Source organism: Psychroflexus longus, from assembly GCF_020164595.1.
GTDB lineage: Bacteria > Bacteroidota > Bacteroidia > Flavobacteriales > Flavobacteriaceae > Psychroflexus > Psychroflexus longus.
This window is the reverse complement of sequence record NZ_JAIQZE010000002.1, coordinates 157,632-182,247: the sequence shown is the minus strand read 5'-3', so window position 1 is coordinate 182,247 and position 24,616 is coordinate 157,632. Positions and strand designations below refer to the sequence as shown.

General features: G+C 37.8%; 22 protein-coding genes. 10 read left to right on the top strand and 12 right to left on the bottom strand.

Translation table 11 applies throughout. The features are described 5' to 3' along the window. Positions 1–5: 5 nt before the first annotated feature. From LB452_RS03525 to cysQ, 6 genes are all read right to left on the bottom strand, one after another. On the bottom strand, positions 6–1,034 hold the full coding sequence (locus tag LB452_RS03525) for a rod shape-determining protein (protein WP_224460339.1): 1,029 nt from the start codon (positions 1,032–1,034) through the stop codon (positions 6–8). 34 nt (positions 1,035–1,068) lie between these two features. After that, positions 1,069–2,601, bottom strand: coding sequence for a bifunctional phosphoribosylaminoimidazolecarboxamide formyltransferase/IMP cyclohydrolase (gene purH, locus LB452_RS03520; RefSeq protein WP_224460338.1), 1,533 nt, complete (start codon positions 2,599–2,601; stop codon positions 1,069–1,071). 545 nt (positions 2,602–3,146) lie between these two features. Next, positions 3,147–4,403 carry a sulfate adenylyltransferase subunit 1 gene (locus LB452_RS03515; RefSeq protein WP_224460337.1) on the bottom strand — a complete coding sequence of 419 codons (1,257 nt, stop codon included), beginning with the start codon at positions 4,401–4,403 and terminating at the stop codon, positions 3,147–3,149. 52 nt (positions 4,404–4,455) lie between these two features. Beyond that, positions 4,456–5,361, bottom strand: coding sequence for a sulfate adenylyltransferase subunit CysD (gene cysD / locus LB452_RS03510; protein ID WP_224460336.1), 906 nt, complete (start codon positions 5,359–5,361; stop codon positions 4,456–4,458). A 4-nt stretch (positions 5,362–5,365) separates the two neighbouring features. Next, positions 5,366–5,959: an adenylyl-sulfate kinase gene (gene cysC / locus LB452_RS03505; RefSeq protein WP_224460335.1), complete on the bottom strand. Its 594-nt coding sequence runs from the start codon at positions 5,957–5,959 to the stop codon at positions 5,366–5,368. After that, entirely contained in the window at positions 5,956–6,756 is an 801-nt protein-coding gene (gene cysQ / locus LB452_RS03500) for a 3'(2'),5'-bisphosphate nucleotidase CysQ (protein WP_224460334.1), read from the bottom strand. Before cysQ ends, cysC begins: the two co-directional genes overlap by 4 nt. Positions 6,757–7,009: 253 nt before the next feature. On the opposite strand from cysQ, the gene LB452_RS03495 reads away from it, so the two are divergent. The 4 genes from LB452_RS03495 (at position 7,010) to LB452_RS03480 (ending at position 11,415) form a co-directional block, all read left to right on the top strand. Further along, positions 7,010–7,732 carry a DUF547 domain-containing protein gene (locus LB452_RS03495; protein WP_224460333.1) on the top strand — a complete coding sequence of 241 codons (723 nt, stop codon included), beginning with the start codon at positions 7,010–7,012 and terminating at the stop codon, positions 7,730–7,732. Positions 7,733–7,737: 5 nt separating this feature from the next. Then, the gene (locus tag LB452_RS03490) at positions 7,738–8,430 is read left to right on the top strand and encodes a TIGR04283 family arsenosugar biosynthesis glycosyltransferase (protein ID WP_224460332.1); all 693 of its coding nucleotides are present in this window, start codon (positions 7,738–7,740) and stop codon (positions 8,428–8,430) included. Positions 8,431–8,521: 91 nt separating this feature from the next. Then, positions 8,522–9,832 (top strand): NAD(P)/FAD-dependent oxidoreductase, encoded by a 1,311-nt coding sequence (locus LB452_RS03485; protein WP_224460331.1) that lies wholly within the window; start codon positions 8,522–8,524, stop codon positions 9,830–9,832. After that, complete coding sequence (locus LB452_RS03480; protein ID WP_224460330.1) at positions 9,829–11,415, top strand: 4Fe-4S binding protein; 1,587 nt, start codon at positions 9,829–9,831, stop codon at positions 11,413–11,415. Before LB452_RS03485 ends, LB452_RS03480 begins: the two co-directional genes overlap by 4 nt. Before the next feature lie 73 nt (positions 11,416–11,488). Here the strand turns inward: LB452_RS03480 and LB452_RS03475 are convergent, their stop codons facing one another. From LB452_RS03475 to LB452_RS03460, 4 genes are read right to left on the bottom strand one after another with little or no spacing between them, the layout of a single operon-like run. Continuing rightward, positions 11,489–11,926: a DoxX protein gene (locus LB452_RS03475; RefSeq protein ID WP_224460329.1), complete on the bottom strand. Its 438-nt coding sequence runs from the start codon at positions 11,924–11,926 to the stop codon at positions 11,489–11,491. Positions 11,927–11,930: 4 nt separating this feature from the next. Then, the gene (locus tag LB452_RS03470; protein WP_224460328.1) at positions 11,931–12,560 is read right to left on the bottom strand and encodes an HmuY family protein; all 630 of its coding nucleotides are present in this window, start codon (positions 12,558–12,560) and stop codon (positions 11,931–11,933) included. Positions 12,561–12,581: 21 nt separating this feature from the next. After that, positions 12,582–14,018 carry a TonB-dependent receptor plug domain-containing protein gene (locus tag LB452_RS03465; RefSeq protein ID WP_224460406.1) on the bottom strand — a complete coding sequence of 479 codons (1,437 nt, stop codon included), beginning with the start codon at positions 14,016–14,018 and terminating at the stop codon, positions 12,582–12,584. Between the two features lie 10 nt (positions 14,019–14,028). Continuing rightward, complete coding sequence (locus LB452_RS03460; protein ID WP_224460327.1) at positions 14,029–14,637, bottom strand: TonB-dependent receptor plug domain-containing protein; 609 nt, start codon at positions 14,635–14,637, stop codon at positions 14,029–14,031. A 105-nt stretch (positions 14,638–14,742) separates the two neighbouring features. Here LB452_RS03460 and LB452_RS03455 point away from each other — a divergent pair, with 105 nt between their 5' ends. The 6 genes from LB452_RS03455 (at position 14,743) to LB452_RS03430 (ending at position 20,763) form a co-directional block, all read left to right on the top strand. After that, entirely contained in the window at positions 14,743–15,645 is a 903-nt protein-coding gene (locus LB452_RS03455) for a DUF6607 family protein (protein WP_224460326.1), read from the top strand. A 334-nt stretch (positions 15,646–15,979) separates the two neighbouring features. Next, the gene (gene katG, locus LB452_RS03450) at positions 15,980–18,229 is read left to right on the top strand and encodes a catalase/peroxidase HPI (protein ID WP_322965931.1); all 2,250 of its coding nucleotides are present in this window, start codon (positions 15,980–15,982) and stop codon (positions 18,227–18,229) included. 394 nt (positions 18,230–18,623) lie between these two features. Then, complete coding sequence (locus LB452_RS03445) at positions 18,624–18,851, top strand: hypothetical protein (RefSeq protein ID WP_224460325.1); 228 nt, start codon at positions 18,624–18,626, stop codon at positions 18,849–18,851. A gap of 213 nt (positions 18,852–19,064) precedes the next feature. Continuing rightward, positions 19,065–19,406 (top strand): hypothetical protein, encoded by a 342-nt coding sequence (locus LB452_RS03440; RefSeq protein ID WP_224460324.1) that lies wholly within the window; start codon positions 19,065–19,067, stop codon positions 19,404–19,406. A 36-nt stretch (positions 19,407–19,442) separates the two neighbouring features. Beyond that, positions 19,443–19,907, top strand: a complete 465-nt coding sequence (locus LB452_RS03435) for a hypothetical protein (protein WP_224460323.1) — start codon at positions 19,443–19,445, stop codon at positions 19,905–19,907. 223 nt (positions 19,908–20,130) lie between these two features. Further along, a complete protein-coding gene (locus LB452_RS03430; RefSeq protein ID WP_224460322.1) occupies positions 20,131–20,763 on the top strand; it encodes a porin family protein in 633 nt (210 codons plus the stop codon). A 201-nt stretch (positions 20,764–20,964) separates the two neighbouring features. Here LB452_RS03430 and LB452_RS03425 read toward each other — a convergent pair whose 3' ends face one another. Next, positions 20,965–22,161 (bottom strand): acetate/propionate family kinase, encoded by a 1,197-nt coding sequence (locus LB452_RS03425; RefSeq protein WP_224460321.1) that lies wholly within the window; start codon positions 22,159–22,161, stop codon positions 20,965–20,967. Between the two features lie 62 nt (positions 22,162–22,223). Then, complete coding sequence (gene pta / locus LB452_RS03420) at positions 22,224–24,317, bottom strand: phosphate acetyltransferase (protein ID WP_224460320.1); 2,094 nt, start codon at positions 24,315–24,317, stop codon at positions 22,224–22,226. Positions 24,318–24,616 lie beyond the last annotated feature (299 nt).

Sequence of the window (24,616 nt, the reverse complement as noted above, 5' to 3'; positions counted from 1 at the left end):
TAAACTTATTTTAGAAGAACAGCTTTATATCTTTCCAGATCTTTTAGTGTGATCCCTGTTCCTCTTACAATGGCCCTTAATGGATCTTCGGCTATATAAACGGGTAAGTCTGTTTTTTGAGATAAACGTTTGTCAAGACCACGCAACATAGAACCACCACCGGCGAGGTATATTCCTGTATTGTAAATATCTGCAGCCAACTCTGGAGGTGTTTGTGATAATGTTTCCATCACAGCATCTTCAATTCTCAAAATAGACTTATCAAGAGCTTTAGCTATTTCTCTGAAGGAAATCTCCACTTGCTTAGGCTTTCCAGTCAACAAATCTCGTCCTTGAACGCTCATGTCTTCCGGAGCTGTTTCCAGATCTTCTGTAGCAGAACCTATTTGTATTTTGATCTTTTCAGCAGTGCGTTCTCCAATGAAAAGGTTATGCTGAGTTCGCATAAAATAGATGATGTCATTAGTAAAAACATCTCCAGCAATTTTCACAGATTTATCGCAAACGATTCCACCAAGTGCAATCACTGCAATTTCTGTAGTACCTCCACCAATATCCACAATCATGTTTCCTTTAGGTTGCATGATATCGACACCAATACCTATAGCCGCAGCCATGGGTTCGTGGATCAAATAAACCTCTTTACCGTTGACACGTTCTGCAGAATCCTTTACAGCGCGCATCTCCACTTCTGTTATCCCACTCGGAATACAAATAACCATACGAAGAGAAGGCGTAAACAAACGTTTTTTGAGAGCTGGAATTTCTTTGATGAACATACTTATCATCTGTTCACTAGCATCAAAATCTGCAATAACTCCATCTTTCAATGGACGGACAGTTTTTATATTCTCATGCGTTTTTCCCTGCATCATAGCAGCTTCTTTTCCTACCGCGATAATTTTTCCAGTTAATCGATCTCGGGCTACAATCGACGGGCTATCCACAACTACTTTATCATTATGAATGATAAGTGTATTTGCAGTTCCTAAATCTATAGCTATATCTTCGGTAAGAAAATCAAAAAATCCCATGAGTATGTTATTTGAAGAGGATAAAGTTAATTAATTAATGCTTAAAATGACGTGTTCCTGTCATCACCATGGAAATATTATTTTCATTACAATAATCGACACTTAATTTGTCTTTTATGGATCCTCCTGGTTGAATCACAGAAGTGATTCCAGCATTTCCGGCGATCTCCACACAATCTGGAAAAGGAAAGAAAGCATCACTTGCCATCACAGAATTTTTTAAATCAAACTGAAAGCTCAAAGCTTTTTCAATCGCATGATTCAGAGCATCAACTCTTGAAGTTTGTCCAGTCCCACTTGCTAGCAATTGCTTGTCTTTTGCCAGTACAATCGTATTGGATTTGGTATGCTTACAAATTTTGGAAGCAAATAATAAATCTTCCACCTGAGTATCACTAGGTGATAGTTTTGTAGCTGTTTTTAAATCTTCAACAGCATCAGTTTTTGCATCTCTATCCTGAACTAAAACACCGTTGAGACAAGTTCTAACGATTTTGTCTGAAAATTGAAATTCTTTCTGAACCAGAATAATTCGGTTTTTCTTTTTGGTTAGGATTTCCAGCGCCTCATCTGTGAAGCTAGGTGCAATCACAACTTCGCAAAAGAGGTTATGAATTTCTTCTGCAGTAGCTTTATCTAGCTCTGAATTTGAAATCAATATGCCACCAAACGCTGAAACGGGATCTCCAGCTAAAGCATCTAGATAGGCTTGGTGAATAGCATTTCTTTGAGCCAATCCGCAAGCATTATTGTGCTTAAGAATAGCAAAAGTTGGGTCTTCTCCATGAAATTCTGACATTAAATTGACAGCAGCATCTACATCCAGCAGATTGTTGTAAGACAATTCTTTACCGTGTAGTTTATTGAAAACTTTTTCAAAATCTCCAAAGAAAAAACCTTGCTGATGTGGGTTTTCGCCGTAGCGAAGTTCTTTCCCTTTGTCAAAGCTTTGCTTGTGAGTAGGAATGGCTTCAGTGGTGTTGAAATAATTGAAAATAGCTGTATCGTAATGCGATGAAATTTGAAAAGCTTTGGCTGCAAAATTCTTTCTTTGTGAAAGGCTTACAACGCCTTTGTTTTCTTTCAGAATTTCTTCTAAAGAAGAGTAATCTTGTCTTGAGGACACGCAAAGCACATCCTTAAAGTTTTTAGCAGCTGCTCTGATAAGCGAAATACCTCCAATATCGATTTTTTCAATAATATCTTGTTCATTCGCTCCAGAAGCTACGGTATCTTCAAAGGGATATAAATCAACGATAACTAAATCAATCTGAGGAATATCGTAAGACTTTAATTCTTCCTGATCTTGTGCATTTTCACCACGGTTTAAAATACCTCCAAAAACTTTAGGATGTAGCGTTTTTACTCGTCCACCCAAAATAGAAGGATAAGAAGTGATGTCCTCTACAGGAATGACATTGATGCCAAGATCTGTTATGAATTTTTCAGTGCCACCAGTGGAGTAAATTTTTACACCTAGTTGGTTTAAAATTTCCACTATAGGTCTTAAGCCTTCCTTGTGGTATACCGAGATTAAAGCAGATTTTATTCCTTTTGCTTGAGCCATTATAAGATTCTTTTTTAGATGCTGCAAAAGTAGGACTTTGTTAATGAATAACTAATTCTTGGCTCTCAATTATTTACAAAAAAAGTCAATAATAATTTCATTCTGTCATGCTGAACTTGTTTCAGCATCTGAGCTCAATACTAACTCTTAAAATAACTTTTTAACCTTTAATTTTTCAAGCCAAAATTCAATACTATTTCTCTAAATTTTCTGATTTTGCCTTCGTTATCCTTAGGTCGAATAGACCATAAGCTTAATTCATCAAGTTAAATTAAATGCTGGGATCGTTTGTGGAAGATAAACTTGAGCTGTGATGAATTTTCAAAATCTTCGTTCACCTGAAGCCGGATTGAATTTATTAAAAACTAAAAAACCCTGAAACAAATCAAGACCTCACAGGATTTCAAAACCTGTGAGGTCTATTTTGAGTTTAGTCTTGAGTATCTTTCCTAACCTTTAAACGGACATTGAATAAAGGATAACATCAACTCTTCAGCGTAGTTCAACAGTATGTAACTATTAGGCGACTTGCCAGCACCCTTTACTTAAACAATCATGCCAGCAGCAACGGTTTCTTTGGTCGATTCATCCACCAAAATCACACTTCCTGTATTTCGATTATCTCTGTAGCTGTCCAGCATCAAGCGATGTGAAGTTTTCAATTTCACTCTAGCGATGTCATTCATCTTTAAATCCTTATCATCCTCATTTCTTTTGAAGGTATTGACATCCATTTTGTAAACGATGTCTTTGATTACTGCTTTCTGCTCGTTGGAAGTGTGCATGATGGTGTACTTGGTTCTTGGTTTTACAGGAGAATTGTTCAACCAGCACAACATCACGTCAAATTCCTGAGATAGTTCCGGCTGATTGTTCATTTTTACAATCATATCCCCACGACTGATGTCGATATCGTCCTCAAGGGTCATGGCCACAGACATGGGTGCAAAAGCTTCTTCAACATCCTTGTCTCCAGAGTTAATCGACTTAATTTTAGAATTAAATCCTGAGGGCAGAACAGCTACTTCATCGCCTACTCTGTAAATTCCGCTAGCAATTCTCCCCGCATAGCCTCTGTAGTCTTCAAAACCTTTACGCTGAGGTCTCAACACGGTTTGAACAGGAAATCTCGCATCAATTTTATTGATGTCACTACTAATGTGTAGCGTTTCCAATTCGTGTAACATCGGTGAGCCCTGGAACCAGGACATATTTTCTGAGCGATTCACAACATTATCACCATTCAGAGCACTTATAGGAATGTAACGCACATCCTTAATGAGTAATTTGGAAGAAAACTCTTCGAATTGCTCTACGATGTTATTAAACGTCTCTTCAGAATAGTCGACCAAATCCATCTTATTCACACAAACAATAATGTGAGGAATATTCAATAATGAAGCGATGAAGGTATGTCTTTTAGTTTGCTCGATCACGCCATGTCTGGCATCGATGAGGACAACTGCAGCATTGGCAGTGGAAGCACCGGTTACCATATTTCTGGTGTATTGGATATGACCAGGGGTATCGGCAATGATAAACTTTCGTTTTGGAGTGGTAAAATAACGGTAAGCGACATCTATGGTAATGCCTTGTTCGCGTTCGTCCTTAAGTCCGTCGGTAAACATGGCCAAATCCACACCTTCAATGCCTTTTTGTTTGCTCGAGCTTTCTACAGCAGCGAGTTGATCTTCAAAAATGGATTTGGAATCGTAAAGTAAGCGTCCTATGAGTGTGCTTTTACCATCATCTACGCTTCCAGCGGTAGTGAATCTAAGCAGTTGGTTTTTATCTATTTTCATCGTGTAAGTCAGTTTTTGTAATCAGAATTTTAAAAAGTTTTAAAGCAGAAATCTAGAAGTAACCGTCTTTTTTACGGTCTTCCATGGCAGTTTCAGAACGCTTGTCGTCACTTCGGTTACCGCGTTCAGTTTCTCTCATGGTAGAAACTTCTTTAACGATTTTATCCATGGTATCGGCATCAGATTCAATACCACCAGTGATGGTGATATCACCTAAAGTCCTAAAACGTATTTTCTTCTTGACGATTTCCTCGTTAGGTTCCAATTTCAAAAATTCAGACTTAGGAATCCAGGAACCATTTCTTTTCACAACCTCACGTTCGTGAGCTAGATACAGGGAAGGAATTTCGATATTCTCTTTGGTCAGGTAATTCCACACATCCATTTCCGTCCAGTTACTGATGGGAAAAGCTCGGAAATGCTCGCCTTCAAAATACTTTCCATTCAGCAAATTCCAAAGTTCTGGACGTTGATTCTTAGGATCCCATTGTCCAAACTCATCTCTATGAGAAAAGAATCTTTCTTTCGCTCTAGCTTTTTCTTCGTCTCTACGTCCACCGCCAATCGCACAGTCGATTTTATGTTCTTCAATTGTATCCAGGAGGGTGGTGATTTGCAAGGCATTTCTAGTCGCATTTTTTCCTTTTTCTTCAGCAACTCTTCCTGTGTCAATCGATTTTTGAACTGAACCTACAATTAAGTTGACGCCCAGTTTTTCAACGATATCATCTCTAAACTGGATAGCTTCAGGAAAATTATGACCAGTATCTACGTGCATCAAAGCAAAAGGAATTTTAGCGGGGTGAAAGGCTTTTTTAGCCAGATGCGTCACCAAAATGGAATCTTTTCCTCCGGAAAATAAAATAACCGGATTTTGAAATTGAGCCCAAACTTCCCTCAAAATGAAGATCGCTTCCGATTCTAATTCTTCTAAATAATTTAAGTAATATGTACTCATGTGCTTATATTCTGTGTGTTTTTTCTAAATATTTTATGATGTGCTGGACAGCTTCGTCCACTTCGGTATGTTCTGTTTGGATATGAATTTCAGGATCTTTTGGTGCTTCATAGGGCGCATCTATCCCTGTGAAATTTTTGATTTCACCAGCTCTTGCTTTTTTATAAAGGCCTTTAACATCACGTTTCTCACATTCCTCCAGAGAGGTATCGACAAAAATTTCAATGAGGTCTTCTTTGCCTACGATTTTTTTGACTTGTTCACGATCTGAAATCAACGGCGAAACAAAGGCGGCGATGGTCACAATACCTGCGTCTACAAACAGTTTTCCAACTTCTGCAATTCGCCTTAAGTTCTCCAGTCGATCTTCTTTGCTAAAGCCAAGTCCTTTATTGATACCACTTCTAATGTTATCTCCATCCAAAGCATAAGTGCTTATTCCTTTATAAAATAATTCTTCTTCAACTTTATTGGCGATGGTAGATTTTCCAGAGCCAGAAAATCCAGTAAACCAAAGCACGAAAGACTCGTGGCCGTTCACTTTATTCCTTTTGGATCTGGAAATGTCGTAATCGTGAATGACGATGTTTTCGCTCATAATTCAGTTTTTACGTGAAAGTATCCATTCAATAAATTTTCTCGGTTGTAAAGCATTTCTTTGTTCGTGTCCAGGCTTATCACTTCCAGCCCAACAGCTTTACAAATGGCTTGCCCTGCAGCTGTGTCCCATTCCATAGTAGGCGCGTAACGCGGATAGACATCGGCATTGCCTTCGGCCACCAAACAGAATTTCAGGGAACTTCCTTTAGAAACGATTTCTACTGGCTTTTGGTATTTTTCTTTTAAGTCGTCGATGTGATCTAGTGTCTCCTGATTCATATGCGATCGACTTCCAACTACACGAATGGGATTAGAATCTTTGCTTGGCTCAAGTAATGTTGCAGAATTCATGAGTGTTTCGATAGCGGTGTCAGCTTCAGAAACAGCAACCTTCCAAGCCTTTTTTTCCTCTACATCACCTACATAAAGCAAACGCTGCGCAGGAACGTAAATTACTCCAAACACTGATTTTTGTTGATCGATTAACGCGATATTCACGGTAAATTCACCATTTTTCTTAACAAACTCCTTGGTGCCATCCAGCGGATCAACAATCCAGCACGAAGTCCAATTCTTTCGTACGTCATAAGCAGTCTGCTTATTTTCTTCACTGATGATGGGAATTGAAGTTGTTTCCAAAAAAGACATGATGACCGCATTTGCATTTTTGTCGGCTTCAGTCAGAGGCGAAGCATCATCCTTATACTCCACATCAAAATCTTCTTTGTAAATTTCCATAATCGCATCACCGGCTTTTATGGAAGCTTCAATCGCTTTTAGTTTATTTTCATTCATAGGATCAGTCAAGTCTTATTCTAATTGATTATCAAATGTTTAGAGGCGTTATTTTGCCTTCCAGTAATCAATTCATTTTAATTTTTGCCAAAAGTATATAATTTCTACCAATTTGGTAGACTAATCAAATTAGAAAGAGATATCGCTTTAGTTAAATTTTATTCTGAATTTAATACAGCATATAAAATAAGTTTTGCGACATTACACCTAAACATCCAAAATCATGATAATTCCGTACATAAAATAAAAGCTAATGAGAATCTTCAATTTCATTTTTACCATTGTATTGTTTTCAACATTAGCAACTCAAAGCCAAACCGTGCATAAACATTCTGAATGGAATACTTTGCTCCAAAGCCATGTTGATCTAGATGGAAATGTGAATTATAAGGGCTTCAAGAAAAACGAAACTCAACTTGATACTTATCTGGAGCTTTTGAATCTAAACCCACCTCAAGAGTCCTGGTCCAAAAATGAAAAGAAAGCCTACTTGATTAATGCTTACAATGCTTTTACCGTCAAATTGATCGTTGAGAATTATCCTTTGGAGAGTATTAAAGATATTGGAGGTTTCTTCAATAATCCGTTTACGACAGAATTTGCAAAAATCGGAGATAAGGAATACTCACTGGACGACATAGAAAAAGAGATGCTTTTGAAAATGGGCGACCCACGGGTGCATTTCGCAGTGAATTGTGCTTCAGAGTCCTGTCCGAAACTTCTGAATGAAGCTTATGTGGCTTCCAAATTGGATAAGCAATTAGACGCTTCAGCCAGTTATTTTATCAACTCTGAAGAAAATAAACTCTCTAAAACGAAAGTTGAACTGTCTAAAATTTTCAAATGGTATGCTTCAGATTTTGAAAAAAACGGCCAATCTGTGATTGATTTTATTAATCAATATTCAAAAGAAAAAATTAGTGAAAACGCTTCTATTAGTTATTTACCGTATTCCTGGAAATTGAACGAAAAGTAAACTGAATGCTTAGTATTATCATCCCTGTTTATAATGAAGCTGAAATTATTGAAGCTAACTTGCAAGAAATTCAGAAGAAAATAAGCGCGTCCAGATTGGTGAAAGAAATTCTAGTCATCGACGGAGGAAGCACAGATGCGACTTTTGAAAAAGCGAAATCTATAGGAGGAGTTCAGGTTTTGAAAAGTCATAAAGGGAGACCTAAACAAATGAATTTTGGTGCAAAATTAGCTAAAGGTGACATCTTATATTTTCTACATGTCGACTCGTTTCCTACACAAGATTTCGATGAATTGATTATAAGTTCTGTCAAAAACGGTCATGAAGCTGGTTGTTTTAAAATGAAATTCAGGAGTCAACATCCTTGGCTGATGTTCATTAGTTGGTTGACCAAATTCAAAGCCAGATCCTGTCGGGGAGGCGACCAAAGTTTATTTGTGACCAAATCCCTTTTTGAAAAAATCGGTGGTTATAATGAGGAGTATTTGATTTATGAGGATCATGAGATTTTAAAACCACTTTATAAACACACCAATTTTGACGTGATCCAGGAATGGATTTCAACTTCAGCCAGGCGGTTCAAATCAAAAGGCATTATGAAATTACAACTTTTATTTTGGGCGATTTATTTCAAGAAATGGAGTGGTGCAAGTCCGAACGAATTGTATCAATTTTATACTAAAAAAATAAACAACTGAAGGTTTTGTGCTCAAAATAATTGGTTTATACGAACTTTGTTTAGTATTCAAATGGAATACTGACTAGCTTTACAATTAAAATCCAAAAGGTTTGAAACAAGAACATATTGTCATCATTGGTAACGGCATTTCCGGAGTGACTTTGGCAAGACACATTCGGAAGTTATCCGATAAACGCATCACAATAATTTCTTCGGAAAGTGAACATTTCTTTTCCAGAACTGCGCTGATGTATGTCTATATGGGACATATGAAGTGGAACCATTTGAAGCCTTATGAAGATAAGTTTTGGGCAAAAAACAGATTGGAATTAAAGCAAGCGCACGTGAAGCATGTCGACACTCAGCAAAAGCAATTGACGTTTGAGTCTGGGGAACGTTTCGCTTACGATAGGCTGGTGATTGCTTGCGGTTCCAAATACAATAAATTTGGCTGGCCAGGTCAGGATGCTAAAGGAGTCATCGGACTTGTAAACAAACAAGATTTGGAAGAGCTAGAAGAATTGGCCCCGAATAATAAAGCTTGTAAACGCGCCGTCATTATTGGAGGAGGATTGATTGGCGTAGAGCTGGCAGAAATGCTTTCCACAAGGAATATTCCCGTTACATTTTTAGTGAGAGAGAAGCATTTTTGGAATAATGTTTTGCCCGCTGAAGAGGCTCAATTAATTGACCGTCACATCCGGGAACATCATATCGACTTACGACTGAATACTAATCTTGAAGAAATTTTAACTGATGACAACGGAAAAGTAAAATCAGTGAAAATCAAAGAAACCGGCGAAATTTTAGATTGTGATTTGGTGGGCCTAACGCCTGGAGTATCCCCAAATGTTGATTTTTTAAATTCGAGTTCTATTGAGTTAAATCGGGGTGTTTTGGTCAACAGAATGTTGGAAACCAGCGAGCCAGATGTATATGCCATTGGCGATTGTGCTGAGCAGCGGGAGCCTATTTGGAATCGACCACCGGTTGAAGCTGTTTGGTATACAGGTCGAATGATGGGAGAAACTTTAGCGCAAACGCTTTGCGGAAATACTATGGAATACAAGCCTGGGCATTGGTTCAATTCGGCTAAATTCTTTGACATCGAATACCAGACTTATGGTTGGGTGTTTCCAAAACCCAAAGAAGGGCACACTGATTTTTACTGGGAACACGAGGATGGTAAGAAGTGTATCCATATCCATTATGAAAAGGAGTCACAACAATTTATTGGCATCAATACCTTCGGCATTCGGCTTCGGCACGAGGTCTTTGACCATTGGTTGACGAAAAACGCCACGGTAGATGAGGTGATTGAAAATTTAGGAAAAGCCAATTTTGATCCTGAATTTTTTAAAAATTACGAGAATCAAATTCAGAATAAATTTAAAGAAGAATCTAAAACTAAAGCGATATGAGTGCAGATGTGAATATGTCGGTGACGGGGAATGCGCCAGAACAATTATCCGTTCAACAGAAACTATCCACCGCTCTTGGACTGGCAGGTCTTTTGATCATGAGCTTGTCTGTTTTCAACATTGGTTTCCAACCTAAAATACTTTGGCTAACCTTGTCTTTGGTCTTTGTGGCAGCGGGAATCATTTGGTACACCAAAGCGAGTTATACTCATAAGCCGGAAGGCATCAAAAATGATGGGGTGTATTTTAAATCCCTAACCAATCGAGGGTTTTGGGCTTATATTTTGGGCTTGGTATTCACCGGATTTTATATCGTGCTTTATTTTTATCCAAGTCTTCTTGGATTGAATAGTGAGGGAGCTAATACTGGCGTAGTAGCTTTATTTGATCCCTTAAGTAAAGCCTTGAGCGGGAATCCTGCCAGCCAATGGTTTGTTTATGGAACTTTATATACGCTAGCTATATTGGGCTTTGGCTTTAAATTTCTTTGGAAATACCGGCACAATAGTTATCAGCGGTTACGAACTTTTTCGGTGATGTTTTTTCAGCTAGGCTTTGCGTTTATTATCCCTGAAGTGATGGCCAGACTCAACGGCGATGACTTCTCACTTCCTTATTATAATTTGGTCAATATTTGGCCTTTAAATTACTACAATTTCGAGCAATACAGAGTAGATGAATTCATCAGCGCTGGAACTGTCGGGATTGGCTTACTGATTTTTGGAGTGCTTTCTATTTTAGTGATTACTCCAATCTTGACTTATAAATATGGCAAACGCTGGTATTGCTCCTGGGTATGTGGCTGCGGAGGTTTGGCGGAAACTGCCGGAGATCCTTTTCGCCACTTGAGCGATAAATCCCAAAACGCCTGGAAACTTGAGCGTTGGTTGGTGCACAGCATTGTTGTTTTTATAGTCATTTCTACAACAGCCGTGGTGTATTCATACCTCAGATATGATGATTACTGGCTGTCGGGGACTGCCTTTCTTATCAGTGTGGCTAGTTTATTGACAGTAGTTTTTGCCTGGGTGATGGTTTATAAGCGTCAGGAATTACAAAAAGACGCTAAGTATGCGGCGATCGGATTTTTCGTGTTGATTTTGGCTTTGATCGGTCTTCATTTTTCTGGAATGTCCAACAATATTTTCATTTTGGAAGCTGAAACCTTGAGGTCTAGCTATGCTTTTGCCGTGGGCGCTATGTTTTCTGGAGTGGTCGGTGTAGGATTTTATCCGATTTTTGGTAACCGGGTTTGGTGTCGATTTGGGTGTCCCATGGCAGCAATTTTAGGATTTCAGCAGCGTTTGTTTTCTAAATTCAGAATCACCACTAACGGTGGGCAATGCATTTCCTGCGGAAATTGTTCTACTTATTGTGAAATGGGCATCGATGTAAGAGCTTACGCTCAAAAAGGAGAAAATATCGTAAGATCCTCCTGTGTCGGCTGTGGTATCTGTGCGTCGGTGTGTCCGCGAGGGGTTTTAAAATTAGAGAACGACACGCCTGCTGGTCGAATCAATTCTAAAGAAATACTCTTAGGCAACGATGTAGATTTGATGGATTTGGTGAATCAGAATAAATAGTACAAGTTTCTCTAACAGTATAAAAAAGCATCCTTAAAGAGATGTTTAAGGATGCTATTACAACCGCTACTATTTATTGAGTTATCAAATAGTTGTAAGGTTTGGAACGAAACAAGACAATGATGACATTTGCTACTAGTAAGCCAAATGTTAGAAACAATTCTCCTACATTGTCAGGTTCTAGAAAAACATGAAACAGAAAAATATTGAGTGTAATGGGTAGTAAAAGTAAACCACCAATAAGACTTGTTTTTTTCCAGATCACGAGCAGTCCAAAGATCAATTCGGATATGCCTAAAAGTAGCCATAAGTAGCCGGTTTGTTTCATACCACTTACATAGAGTACTAGTTTACTGATGTGTTCCAGATCCTGATCAAGGTATTTCTGGGCTCTGTCAACAACTTCCTGCGGCTCAGCAAACGGGGTTTCAAATTTTGAAACACTACCATAGATCATCATTCCACCCAGAAATAACTGTAAAATAACGATTAAAATAGGTCTGATTTTCATAGCCTTAATTAAAGGTGACTTGTCTTTCATTAGGGTTGTAAGCATACCTGAAGGTGTAGTACCTGGACTCATCCTGAAATGGATCAATATCAGAAGGTGCATCTTCATAATAACTTAATATTTCAACTTTTGCATAGTTGGCATTAGTAGTTTCTACCAAAAGTATTTTGCCTGGAATCGGGCTTAGGATATTGGTTGTGAAATCGTAATTATACCAGCCATTCCCGCTACCAGTAGGAATGGCAAAACCATTTTGGCTGTCCTGGTCAAAACCTGTGTCTTCTGCAATCTCCGTAACATCTTCAAAGGTGCCGTTTACTATGGTAATACCGGCATCAGAAGTTCTTGCAGGTTCGTCTATCGTACCAGTTTCTGTTCCGCCATTTACAGCAATGGTGGCGCCTCTAAAGGCTATATCCCATTCGGTGTCACTGTCTGTTATTTGACCAGTTTCAAAATCGAATTTGGTAAAAGATCCGGATATAGGTTCACCTCGACCACCCTCCTGAGGTGCATGTAAATTCTCAAAAGTGGTGGATTCTACTTCTGCTAAGGGAGCGACCTCATCATCATCAGAACATGACATCATGATTAGCATGACTAAAAGAAACGGAGTAAATTTTAAAGTGTTCATAGTTTTTGTTTTTGGGTTAATTTATAATTGAAATTGAATTTTTCCTGTTATCCGTATACCTGGTAAGTTGAGTAAACCCGTTTGCTCATTATTCAGGATGTTTTCACCAACAAGTTGAAACTTGTAGTTTTTGAAAAGGCTTTTGCTCAATGTCAGATTCAGTAGTGAAAAGCCATCTACAAAAGAATCATCGTAATTATCGATGAGACCGGTGCCATTGGTGTCAAACAAGGCATATTTGGACCTATAGTTTAATCTTAAGTTGACAAAAGCCTTCCACTCGGGAATGTTGTAATAGATTTTGAAGTTTGCCAAATGTCTGGAACGGTTAGGCAGACCAAAATAGTCTGAACGTTCTAGTCGTCTTGTAATTAGCGTTTCAGGATCCCTTATAAAGACATCACCTTCATCAATGCGATCTTCTGCTTCTTTATCGAAGGCGTACAGCAACTGATAACCTACAGACAGTTTTAGGTTTTCAGTAAAGGTGTAGCTCAAATCTGTTTCAGCACCGGTGGTATATATATTGTCGCGGTTAACATACCCAAACACATTCTGACCATTGGTTTTACGGGCTATAATTCTGGTGTCAATCAGGTTTTGTATGTCGTTTCTAAAGGCGTTTAAGCTAAAATCGAATTTATTTTTCTGATAACTCAACCCAAGATTTATTCCGGTTGAAGATTCAGCATCCAGCGGCTGTCCTAAGTCCTCTAGGTCAAGCGTTAAACTGAGTAGTTGATCGCTGTTTTGAAGGCGTTCTACTACAGCTTCTTCTACGCGATTACCTACAACTGTATACCCTACGGCAGAGTTAGTAAAATCCAAATACAATTGTCTAAAATCTGGAGCCTTAAAACCGGAGCCAACAGAAGACTTAATGCTGATTTGGTCATTTAATTTATAGATAGCAGAAGCTTTGGGGCTAAACTGCGAATCGTATTCACTATGCACATCAAATCGTCCTCCCAGAATAACATCTACTTGTTGAAGAGGTGAAAAGCTATGTTGAGCATATATATACTGGGAATAGAAACTGACTTCATTTTCGAATAAATTCCTGTCTAAAAATTCAAAATTACTGCCTATACCGGCTATCATTTCCTGGTTGGAGCTGATATCATAGGTTAAGCGGACCTCGGGACGAAATAATCTTTGATTAAAATCAGAGTTGAAGAGAATCTCATCGTTAATAGGGTTGAACTCAAGCTGGTTGGCTTTGTATTGTGTGAAATAGACTTCATAATCGGCATGGAGTTTCGGGGACCATTTATGACGGGTGATCGATGTAAAATTGGTGTCCCATTCTTCGCTTTCACCAGCAATATCAATATCTTGATAAAACAATCTATAATTGATAGCGGTTGTTAAATCTTCTGAGAATTTATAATTTAAGTTGGATGAAAATGTATAATTTTCAAAAGGGTCGACGGTATTTCCAGGGAGACTTTCATCCAGATCAAAACCCTCAGAACTTAGTCTGTTTAAAAAGACAGAGTATGAAATTTTGTTTAGCTGACAAGTTTAAGTCGGAAGTTTCAAAACTACCAAAGGCTGCATCTACCCCAAAATTTAACTTGCTTTTTGAGGCTTTTTGAGTGATGATATTTATGACTCCTCCAAGGGCTTCAGAACCATAAAGACTGGAAGACGGACCTTTGATGATTTCAATGCGCTCAATATTTCCCAGAGCTAGTCTGGAGAGGTCCAAATTACCCGACTGTCTACCTACCACCGGTACATTATCAATCAAGATCATGATATATTCTGAATTAATCCCTTGCATCTGTATACCTTGAAACCCGCTTTGATCTGTAATGGTAGTTATTCCCGTTTGTTCGTTGAGTAGTTCATCTGCACGCCTTAAGCCTGTGTTGGATATGACCTCTTGGCTGAGGACTTTAACAGGCATGGGGATATCCTCTCTATTGCGCTCAGTTCGGGTTGCTGTTATAACCACTTCTTCTAGATTATTAATGGATAAACTGTCTGTGGGTATCTTACCTTCCTGAGCTAGAGCACTAGACGTCAGAAGATAGAATAATAAACTAAATAGTGTATTTGACAGCTTATCCATCTATTTAGACTAATTACAAATAATTTTGAGCAAATATATTACACTATTTTTATTCATTCCAAATAAAAATAATATTTTTGCTCAATAATTTTAAAACGTAATGCCATGAAAACTTTTTTTACATTATTAAGTCTGTTGTTCTTGCATAGTCTATCGAGCCAGACCAAATTTGAGGAAGACCGCCAGGCCATAAAAGCTATGTGTGGTTGTTATGAAGTACAGTTTAATTTTTCTGAAACTTTTCAGCACACCAAAGATTCTTTGTATACACCATCGCCGAATAAAATCTCAGGAGGCCTAGAATGGGTGCAGCTGGTAGAGGACAAGCCAGAAAAAATTGCCATGCAACATTTGCTCATTGTAGGCCTTAAAGAGCAGCAGCAAATCGTAAAGCACTGGCGCCAGGACTGGTTGTATCAAAACCAGGATATATTTGTATATGATGGCGATAATCACTGGGAGTATGTAGAGTTGCCCTATGATGAAGTCATAGGACAATGGACACAAAAAGTATATCAAGTAGATGATAGCCCACGTTATGAGGGTTCAGCTTCCTGGGCGCATGTGGACGGAAAGCATTACTGGGAAGATACAGCTCCAGCTCCATTACCAAGACGTGAATTTAGTATAAGAGATGACTATAATGTCACCTTGAGAACAAACCGACATGAACTTACTGATTTTGGCTGGGTGCATGACCAAGACAATAAAAAAATTCTAAAAACAGAAGAAGGTAATGAGGTTGTCCTGGCCGAAGAAAAAGGCTATAATACGTACACCAAAGTTGACGACAATAAATGTAAGGCCGCACAAGACTGGTGGTCAAAACACAATGACTATTGGGCCGGTGTGCGTGAAGAATGGCAGTCTATTTTTGATAATAAAGAAGATATCTTTATGGAAAAAAGCATAGATGATAAGCCTTTGTTCATGCATATGTTTGAACTGCAAGATCAAGCGTATGACGATCAAAAGATAAAAAAACAAATCAAAACTTTCTTAAAGTAATTAACTAGCGTCGAACATTTATCAACGATCATGTAGCTTTCGTTTCAAGATTTCACAAGCAATTGCTGCACCTGTTAAGTGAACTAGATATGTTAAATCAGAACTAATAAAGTGACTTATTTAATTATAAAACGCTTTTTCATTTATGGGAAAGCGTTTTGTATTTATAAAAAAATCTTAAAATATTTTAGAAACGTTTAATAATTATTTAGTTTAATGGGCTAGATTCAAAAAATCAATTTTACTTATGTATAAATTAGATTAATAGATAAAACTTATCACAATCAGCCGATTTAATTGCTTTTCTTTATAATCTAATTAAAACACGCTTACAATGGAAGACATGAAAAATAATAATGATAATAAAGCACAGGTTTGGGATGTAAATTCCTCTTCTGCAAGTTGTCCATTTCTTAATGGAGACATGAAAGCAGCAGCTGGTAGTGGCTATGCTAACAAAGACTGGTGGCCAAATTCACTCAATCTAAATATTTTAAGACAAAATTCAGCCATGGCCAATCCAATGGATGAAGATTTTGATTATCAGGAAGAATTTAAAAAACTTGACCTTGAAGCTGTCAAAAAAGATTTACACGAATTGATGACTACAAGTCAAGATTGGTGGCCAGCAGATTACGGACATTATGGCCCGTTTTTTATACGTATGGCTTGGCACGCTGCCGGGACCTACAGGATACAAGACGGTAGAGGTGGAGCAGGCTCTGGTTCACAACGTTTTGCTCCGTTAAACTCCTGGCCAGATAATGCCAATCTCGATAAAGCCAGATTGCTGTTATGGCCAATCAAAAAGAAATACGGTAAGAAATTATCCTGGGCAGATTTGATTGTGCTTACAGGAAATGTCGCTCATGAATCTATGGGTCTCAAAATGCAAGGCTTTGGTGGAGGTCGTGAAGACATCTGGCAGCCAGAAGAAGATGTGTATTGGGGTGCTGAGAAAGAATGGCTGGATAACCAAGCCCGTTATTCTGAAGGAGAATTGGAAAATCCACTGGCCGCTTCGCATATGGGATTGATTTATGTGAATCCAGAAGGACCAAATGGAAAACCAGACCCACTTGGTGCCGCACACGACATTCGTGTCACTTTTGGTCGTATGGCGATGAACGATTATGAAACTGTAGCCTTGATTGCAGGTGGACATACCTTTGGTAAAACCCATGGTGCTGCCAACGATTTGGAATATGTAGAAGCAGAACCAGCCGGTGCGCCTATCGAAATGCAAAGCATGGGTTGGAAGAACAACTACAAATCTGGTAAAGGCGAACATACCATCACTAGTGGATTGGAAGGCGCGTGGACCGACACTCCAACCCAATGGAGTCACAGCTACTTCAAAAATCTTTTTGAATACGAGTGGGAATTGACCAAAAGTCCTGCTGGTGCCCACCAGTGGAAACCAAAAAATGATGGTGGCGCAGGAACTATTCCTGACGCACACAACCCAGACAAAAAACACGCACCATTTATGTTGACTACGGATGTGGCGCTGAAGGAAGATCCAGCTTACGAAAAAGTGTCCCGACACTTTTATGAGAATCCAGAAGAATTTGCAGAAGCCTATTCCAAAGCCTGGTATAAATTGACGCACCGTGATATGGGACCTATCGAACGTTATTTGGGACCAGATGTTCCCAAAAAACAATTTAATTGGCAAGATCCAGTGCCAGCGGTAGATCACGAATTAATCAATGATCAAGACATTCAGCATTTAAAATCTAAAATTTTGGAGTCCGATGTTTCTATTTCAGAATTAGCATCTGTAGCCTGGGCATCTGCGTCCACATTTAGACATTCCGATAAACGTGGTGGCGCTAATGGTGCGCACATCAGGCTAAACCCACAACGCAATTGGCAAGCCAACAATCCAGATCAATTGCTAAAAGTACTTGGTGTTTTGGAACGCATGCAATCTGATTTTAATTCAGCTCAGAAAGACAATAAAAAAGTATCTCTGGCAGACTTGATTGTGCTTGGAGGTAATGCAGCGGTAGAAAAAGCGGCCGAAAAAGCAGGGCATGAGGTGCACATTCCTTTTTACCCAGGAAGAACCGATGCGCTCGAAGAACAAACGGAAGTCGAATCTTTTGAGGCTTTGGAGCCTAGAGCCGATGGATTTAGAAACTATACCAAAGGGTATAAGAAGGTGACTGATGAAGAATTATTGATCGATAAAGCTAATTTATTGACCCTCACCGCACCAGAAATGACGGTATTGGTAGGTGGTATGCGAGCGCTCAACACCAATTATGATGGCTCCAATCACGGAATTTTTACCGACAGACCGGAAGTCTTAACCAACGATTTTTTCGTCAATTTATTGGATTTAAACACAACTTGGGATTCCATCAACGAGGAACAAAATTTGTTTGAAGGCAGAGACCGCAAAACCGGCGAAAGAAAATGGACAGGCACTCGCGCCGATCTCATTTTTGGTTCCAACTCTGAGTTGAGAGCTCTAGCTGAAGTATACGGAAGTGCAGACTCCGACAAGAAATTTGTCAAAGACTTCGCTAAAGCCTGGAACAAAGTGATGAACCTGGACAGATTCGATTTAGATTAAGATTCGATTTTTTATAAAGTAAGAGAAAGGTGGTTTGGCAACAAATCACCTTTTTTTATGCCCAGACGCCAAGCCAATGTTATGTTGATTTTGCCTCCGTGTAAATGATGTTTTACGATACATTTCTTGATGGGTTGAGTTAGCTTTTAAGATCCAGTCTGTTTTTTAGCTTTAACTGAAGGTATAAAGTTGACTTGCAAGTTGAAAGATTTTATAAAAGAGGGGTTTTTTGAGAGGCTGATGGATAAATGTGTATTTTTAGGGATGTATAGCGAGTTAGCAATTAGCTATGAAAATCTTTCAATTCAAGAAAAATAGCACCTGAATTGATGATTTTAAATTTTAAATAAAAAAATACATTTACAATAAAGCTAATCACATTATCAATCAAACGATGCAAAAAACACTATTTACTATCCTACTTTTAGCAATATTAACAAATTTTGGATTTGCTCAATCAGGAAACATCAACATTAAGACGAACAACTTAAATGAGGTGAATTATCTTAAGGTCGAAGATTTTTATTTGACTCATTATTTATATATCGACCTGTTTTTAAGAGAAAATCTTTATCCAGAAGCAAGTCTGGAAGATGTTTCCTCAATTCTGGAAGCTCTCTAAACATATGTTTCAGCCGAAAACAAATTAGATATCGAAATTGAAAAACCTGGAAAAAGAAATTACTTAATACGATTCAAAACTCATAAGAATGATGATGGGACAGAACTTTTAATAGCTTTTACAAACTGGAGTGTCAAGAAAAAAGAATTTGAAAAGGGGATTAAAACAGAAAATGATTCCTATACAAGATGGTATTTTTTAAATGGGAATAAAATGACTTACAGAAAAGATATGTCGGATCAGAATGATTATTCAGGAATGAATAAGATTGACTTAGCGAACGCTTACTTATTCGATGAATTATTAGAAAACGATTTTGAGATAGAAAATTTATTGAATGAAGCTTTAAATCAAAGTGATTTAAGTCTGTCTGATAAAATTTTGGCTAATCTGATTCTATTGAAATACCATATGTTTCAAAATGAAAATGATAAGGCAACAAAACAAACTGAACTCTTGACAGACATATTTGAAAAGAATAAATCAGATGTCAACCTAAGAGGTCTACAAATGGCCTTTGAAGCGACAAAGTTTCAAATAGAATTGATGAAATAATTCGCGTAATAAAATCCAGTAAATTGAATAACTTCTATGAGTCAAACAAAACCTTTGATAGCGCTTATTCTTGTATTCATATTCTGCAATTTTAATACTATGAGCTCTCAAGCCACAGAGACAGATGACGAGGTTACTGTTGAGTTTATTAATGATTACGTGGCTTATTGTAATGACTTAGCCACAAAAGTAAGTCAACTAGAATGGATTCAAAATCGAAAAGACGTCACTAATAGTTTCAGGTCAGAATTAGAAAGGATAGTTTCAGAAGCTGAAAGCAATGATCCAGAATTGGGATTAGGTTTTGATCCTATTTTGGATGCTCAAGATTATCCCAATAGTTTTGAAATTGAAAGTCAGAATTCTGAATATGTAGTCGTTAAAGGGATAGATTGGCCAGAATTCAAATTGACTTTAAAGTTAAAAATCATCGAGGGAAAATACTTCGTTGATGGCTCTGGGATCATCAACATTCCAGAAGGTAAAAGAATAAAACGATAATAATAATTAATCATGACAACCAAATACAAATCACTTTTAAACACTTTCGCCATCATTTCTATAACTATTTTAACCCTAGTCTTTTTAGACTTTGCTTTAGGTGAATTTATAGAAGGATGGATTCACCCGAAATAATTAATACTCCAAAGTTAAAAATGACCTCTAGTCGATGTAACAAGTACAGATTTACAAAACCCTTAGAAATTTAAATTTATATTCCCAAATGAAAAAAATACTAGTTATAAGTTTAATTTTAGTATCAATACTAAGTTACGCTCAAGGTGATCAGTCGAATTTTGGAATTAAGGCTGGTACGACCTACGGTAAATTTATTCCTGAGGAAAACTCAACGGAGTTTCAATATCTTCTAGGATTTTATGCCGGTGGATTTTATGATTTCAAAATAGAAGAACAATGGAGATTCCAACCTGAACTTTTATTTGCCCTTCAGGGTAGCAAAATCACTTCAAGAGACAATGCGATTACCGATATAAACGGTAATCGATTGCCGGGCACAAGCACTTTTAACTTTCAATACGAGTTATACGAGTTAACAATCTCAATTCCCTTAATAGTCAAGCTGTATTTGTCTGAAAAGTTTTATCTCGAAAGCGGGCCTCAATTTGGTTTTATCATCGATAGGAATGTCACTTCTTCACAAGTTCTTCTGGACGGAAATGACAATAGTTTTGTGAATAAAGGGAATGGAAATTTTGATTTTGGTGTTGGGATTGGTGCAGGATACGATATTTCACAAAATATATCTTTAAACTTTAGAGCTTATAATGGACTTGTAAAAAGAAACGGAGGTTTTAAGTCCTTGGTATTTAATCTGGGTATTGAATATAGTTTATGATTATTGTCTACTACTCGTTGATGAATCACATAATCTGCAAAAAACTTATTAAATAAGGTTCTAAAGGCTTAGATCCTAAAACCAAATTGCATAGAAATATCATTACATTAATTTGGTTTCGTCTCTACCATGTATCGCGAGGTCAGATCGTGAAATAAGTTTTTCTAGTGACCTACTTTAAAAGACAGTCAGTAAACTTTTCTACCTGGAAGCAATTTCAAAAGCCTGTTTTGCAATCTCCAATTCTTCGTTGGTGGGAATGACTAGAATTTTGGCTTTTGAATGGGCGGAACTAACCTCATTGACATGGTTAGTACGCTTTGCGTTTTTATCGGTATCTAATTCAAGGCCTAAAACGTCCATGTCCTTACAAACTATATCACGAAGCAAGGCGCTATTTTCGCCGATTCCAGCTGTAAACACTATAGCGTCGAGACCGTTGAGTGCAGCAGCATAAGCACCGATATACTTTTTGATGCGGTAGGCGTTCATGTCTAAAGCTATTTGGCAATTTTTGTCACCTTCTTCCGCTTTTTTCTGAATATCCCGCATATCATTATGACCGGTTAAGCCCAACATCCCACTTTCTTTAAGCAATAGTTCATTGACTTCATCTGGAGAATAGCCTAATTGATTGATGAGGTAAAAAATAACCGACTGGTCAATGTCACCGGCGCGAGTCCCCATAATAAGGCCGTTGGCTGGTCCAAAACCTAAGGAATGGTCTATAGCGAGTCCGTCTTTTAAAGCTGTCATGCTGCAACCGTTACCTAAATGAATCGTAATCAATTTGGAAGCAGATTGGTTTTGGCTTTTCAAATGGGTTTTGGCTTTTTCAGATACATATTTATGGCTGGTTCCGTGAAATCCATAAGCTCTTATGTCTTGTTCCTCCATTAAATGTTTAGGAATGGCATATTGATAGGCTTTTTGAGGCAAGGACTGAAAGAAGGCTGTATCAAAAACAGCGACTTGTTGGGCTTTGGTAAAGACCTTCTCGGCAACTTCAATACCTTTTAAATTATGTGGATTATGAAGCGGTGCCAAGGCCGATAAGTTTTTAATAGCTTCTTTCACTTGAGGGGTCACTACTGCAGTTTCAGAAAAGGATTTTCCACCGTGTACTACTCTGTGCCCAACAACTTCAATATCGTCTTTATTGGTAATCACTCCGATTTCATCATCCATTAAAAGCTGATTAATTTGCATCAAACCCGTTTGATGGTCTCGTATTTCCAAAACTTTATGCGTTTTAAAATCACTTTTTTGATAGGAGATTTTGGCCTCTTTTGAGCCAATGCGTTCAATCAAACCTTTAGCAATAACTGCCTCGCTTGGCATCTCTATCAATTGATATTTTATGGAAGAACTTCCGGAATTGATGACTAAAATTTTCATCTGTTTAAAATTTTGTAGTTATCTAAAAATGATAAAACTAAAAGTTTATGCTCATTACATAATTAAAGACCTTGTGCTTGTATAGCAGTGATGATAACAGTATTAAAAATATCATCAATCGTACATCCTCGACTCAAATCGTTGACGGGTTTATTCAGTCCTTGCAACATAGGGCCAATAGCGATTGCTCCAGTCTCCCGTTGTACGGCCTTATAAGTATTGTTTCCCGTATTCAAATCTGGAAAAATCAACACGGTGGCTTGCCCGGCGACTTTAGAATCAGGTAGTTTGCTTTGTCCAATGGCTAGATCTACCGCTGCATCATACTGAATTGGACCTTCAATATTTAAGTCAGGTCGTTTTTGTTTTACAATTTCTGTGGCTGTTCGCACTTTGTCCACATCAGCTCCTTTTCCAGAAGCACCAGAGGAGTAAGATAGCATAGCAATTCTTGGTTCTATACCAAAAGCTTTACTCGACTCTGCGGATGAAATGGCGATTTCTGCTAATTGCTCGGCATTAGGATTGGGATTGATGGCACAATCACCAAATACAGAGACTCTGTTTTCCAAACACATAAAAAATACTGAGGATACCACAGAGACATCAGGTTTCATCTTTATGAACTGTAGAGCAGGTTTTATGGTGTGTTGTGTAGTATGTGCTGCTCCGGAAACCATGCCGTCAGCCAGACCTTTATAAACCATCATAGTTCCAAAATAGGAGACATCTCGTATCAAATCTTCAGCAATGTCTATGGTCATCCCTTTATGCTTTCGCTCCTCATAAAGAGTTCCGGCAAAATCCTGAATATGGTCTGAGTCTAAAGGATTGATGATATTGATCACATCAAAATCCAGTTTAATACTCAATCTTGCAGCCGCTTCTTCGATCTTATCTTTATGCCCCAAAAGGGTCAAGTCTACAAAATCCATCATGGCCAATCGTGAAGCAGCTGTAATTATTCTATCATCGCTACCTTCAGGAAGTACGATATGTTTACGCTGCGTTTTAGCGCGTTTCAGTAAATTATACTGAAACATTCTTGGGGTCATTCCCTTGTGTTTGAAGGTGACGAGTTTATCTGAAAGTCTATCTACATCGCAGTATTCATCAAAAGTATTTAAGGATAAAAGGATCTTTGCTTCATTGTCGGCATACATATGAGATCTCATGTCTCCAATTTTATTGGCAACTTCAAAGGTGTTTTCCTCAACTGAAAGAATTGGGATGATGGACTGTAGACCCTCAATGAGCCTAATGATAGGCTCTTCGGGAATCAATCCCCCAGAAAGAACGATTCCTGAAATCTTTGGGTATTTACTGGAAATATTGGCTTGAAGCGCTCCCAAAATAATATCTGCCCGATCGCCAGGTGTAATAACTAGGCAATCTTCTTCCAGATGAGTCAAGTAATTCCTCAATTGCATGGCACCAACGGTAAAACTGCTGCTTTGATTATTTAAATATTCTTCGCCAAACAAAACTTTGGCATCCACAGATTTTACAATTTCTCTAAGTGTTGGATTTTTTAAATTCGGAATTAATGGAATGGCATTGACAACAACATTCTTGGGTAGTTTTTTCTCAACGCCATTAATGATTCTATCTATATTTTCTTTTTGAACTTTATTGGCAATGACGGCAGAAACTTTTACTCCTTTTTCATCAAAGGAATCGTAAGCTAAATTTAATCCATTGATAAATTCATCTAAACTTTTACCAATACCGCTGGAAACAATTATGGTAGGTAAGCCTAAGTTTTGAGCGATTAATATGTTGGCATCCAATTCAATCGCAGTGCCTTCCCCAGAAAAGTCAGTGCCCTCTACGAGCATAAAATCATTTCGATCTTCTAAGGCTTTATACTTTTCAATAATAATGTCCAGTATTTCACCGTCTTTATTTGCATTTCGTTTGTTTATAAATTCTGACCGCGTAAGGGCATAAGCTTCGTCGTGCTGAATTTCTAAATTGAAATGTGACAAAATGGTATTGATGTGATTGTCTTTTTTCCCTTCTGTATTGTCATCTATAATGGGCCTGAAATAGCCAACTTTGGCAGTTTTAGCGAGCAACATCCTCATCAAACCTAAAGCAACAATAGATTTTCCACTGTTGGGTTCGCTAGTAGCTATGTAAATACCTTTGTTCATTATTATTGAATTTTTAAAAATTACGACATAAAACGTATAAAATGCAAAGGTCTTTTTTAATGTTCATTTTTATCATAAGAGACGATTAAATTTTAATGATATCGATCAGCTAACATTTGATTTTAGGGAGTGGAATACTAAAAAAGCTAACTTCCTCTACACCTTAAATGAGGATGAGAGATATCAATTAATTTGTCTTTTTGAGTCAGGCTATGTGAAGCTAGAGTTCAGCATTATGCGAATAAGTTAAGCGTGAGGGATAGAAGCGGAAAGCCCAGGAAGTAAAGTTTTAAAAAATA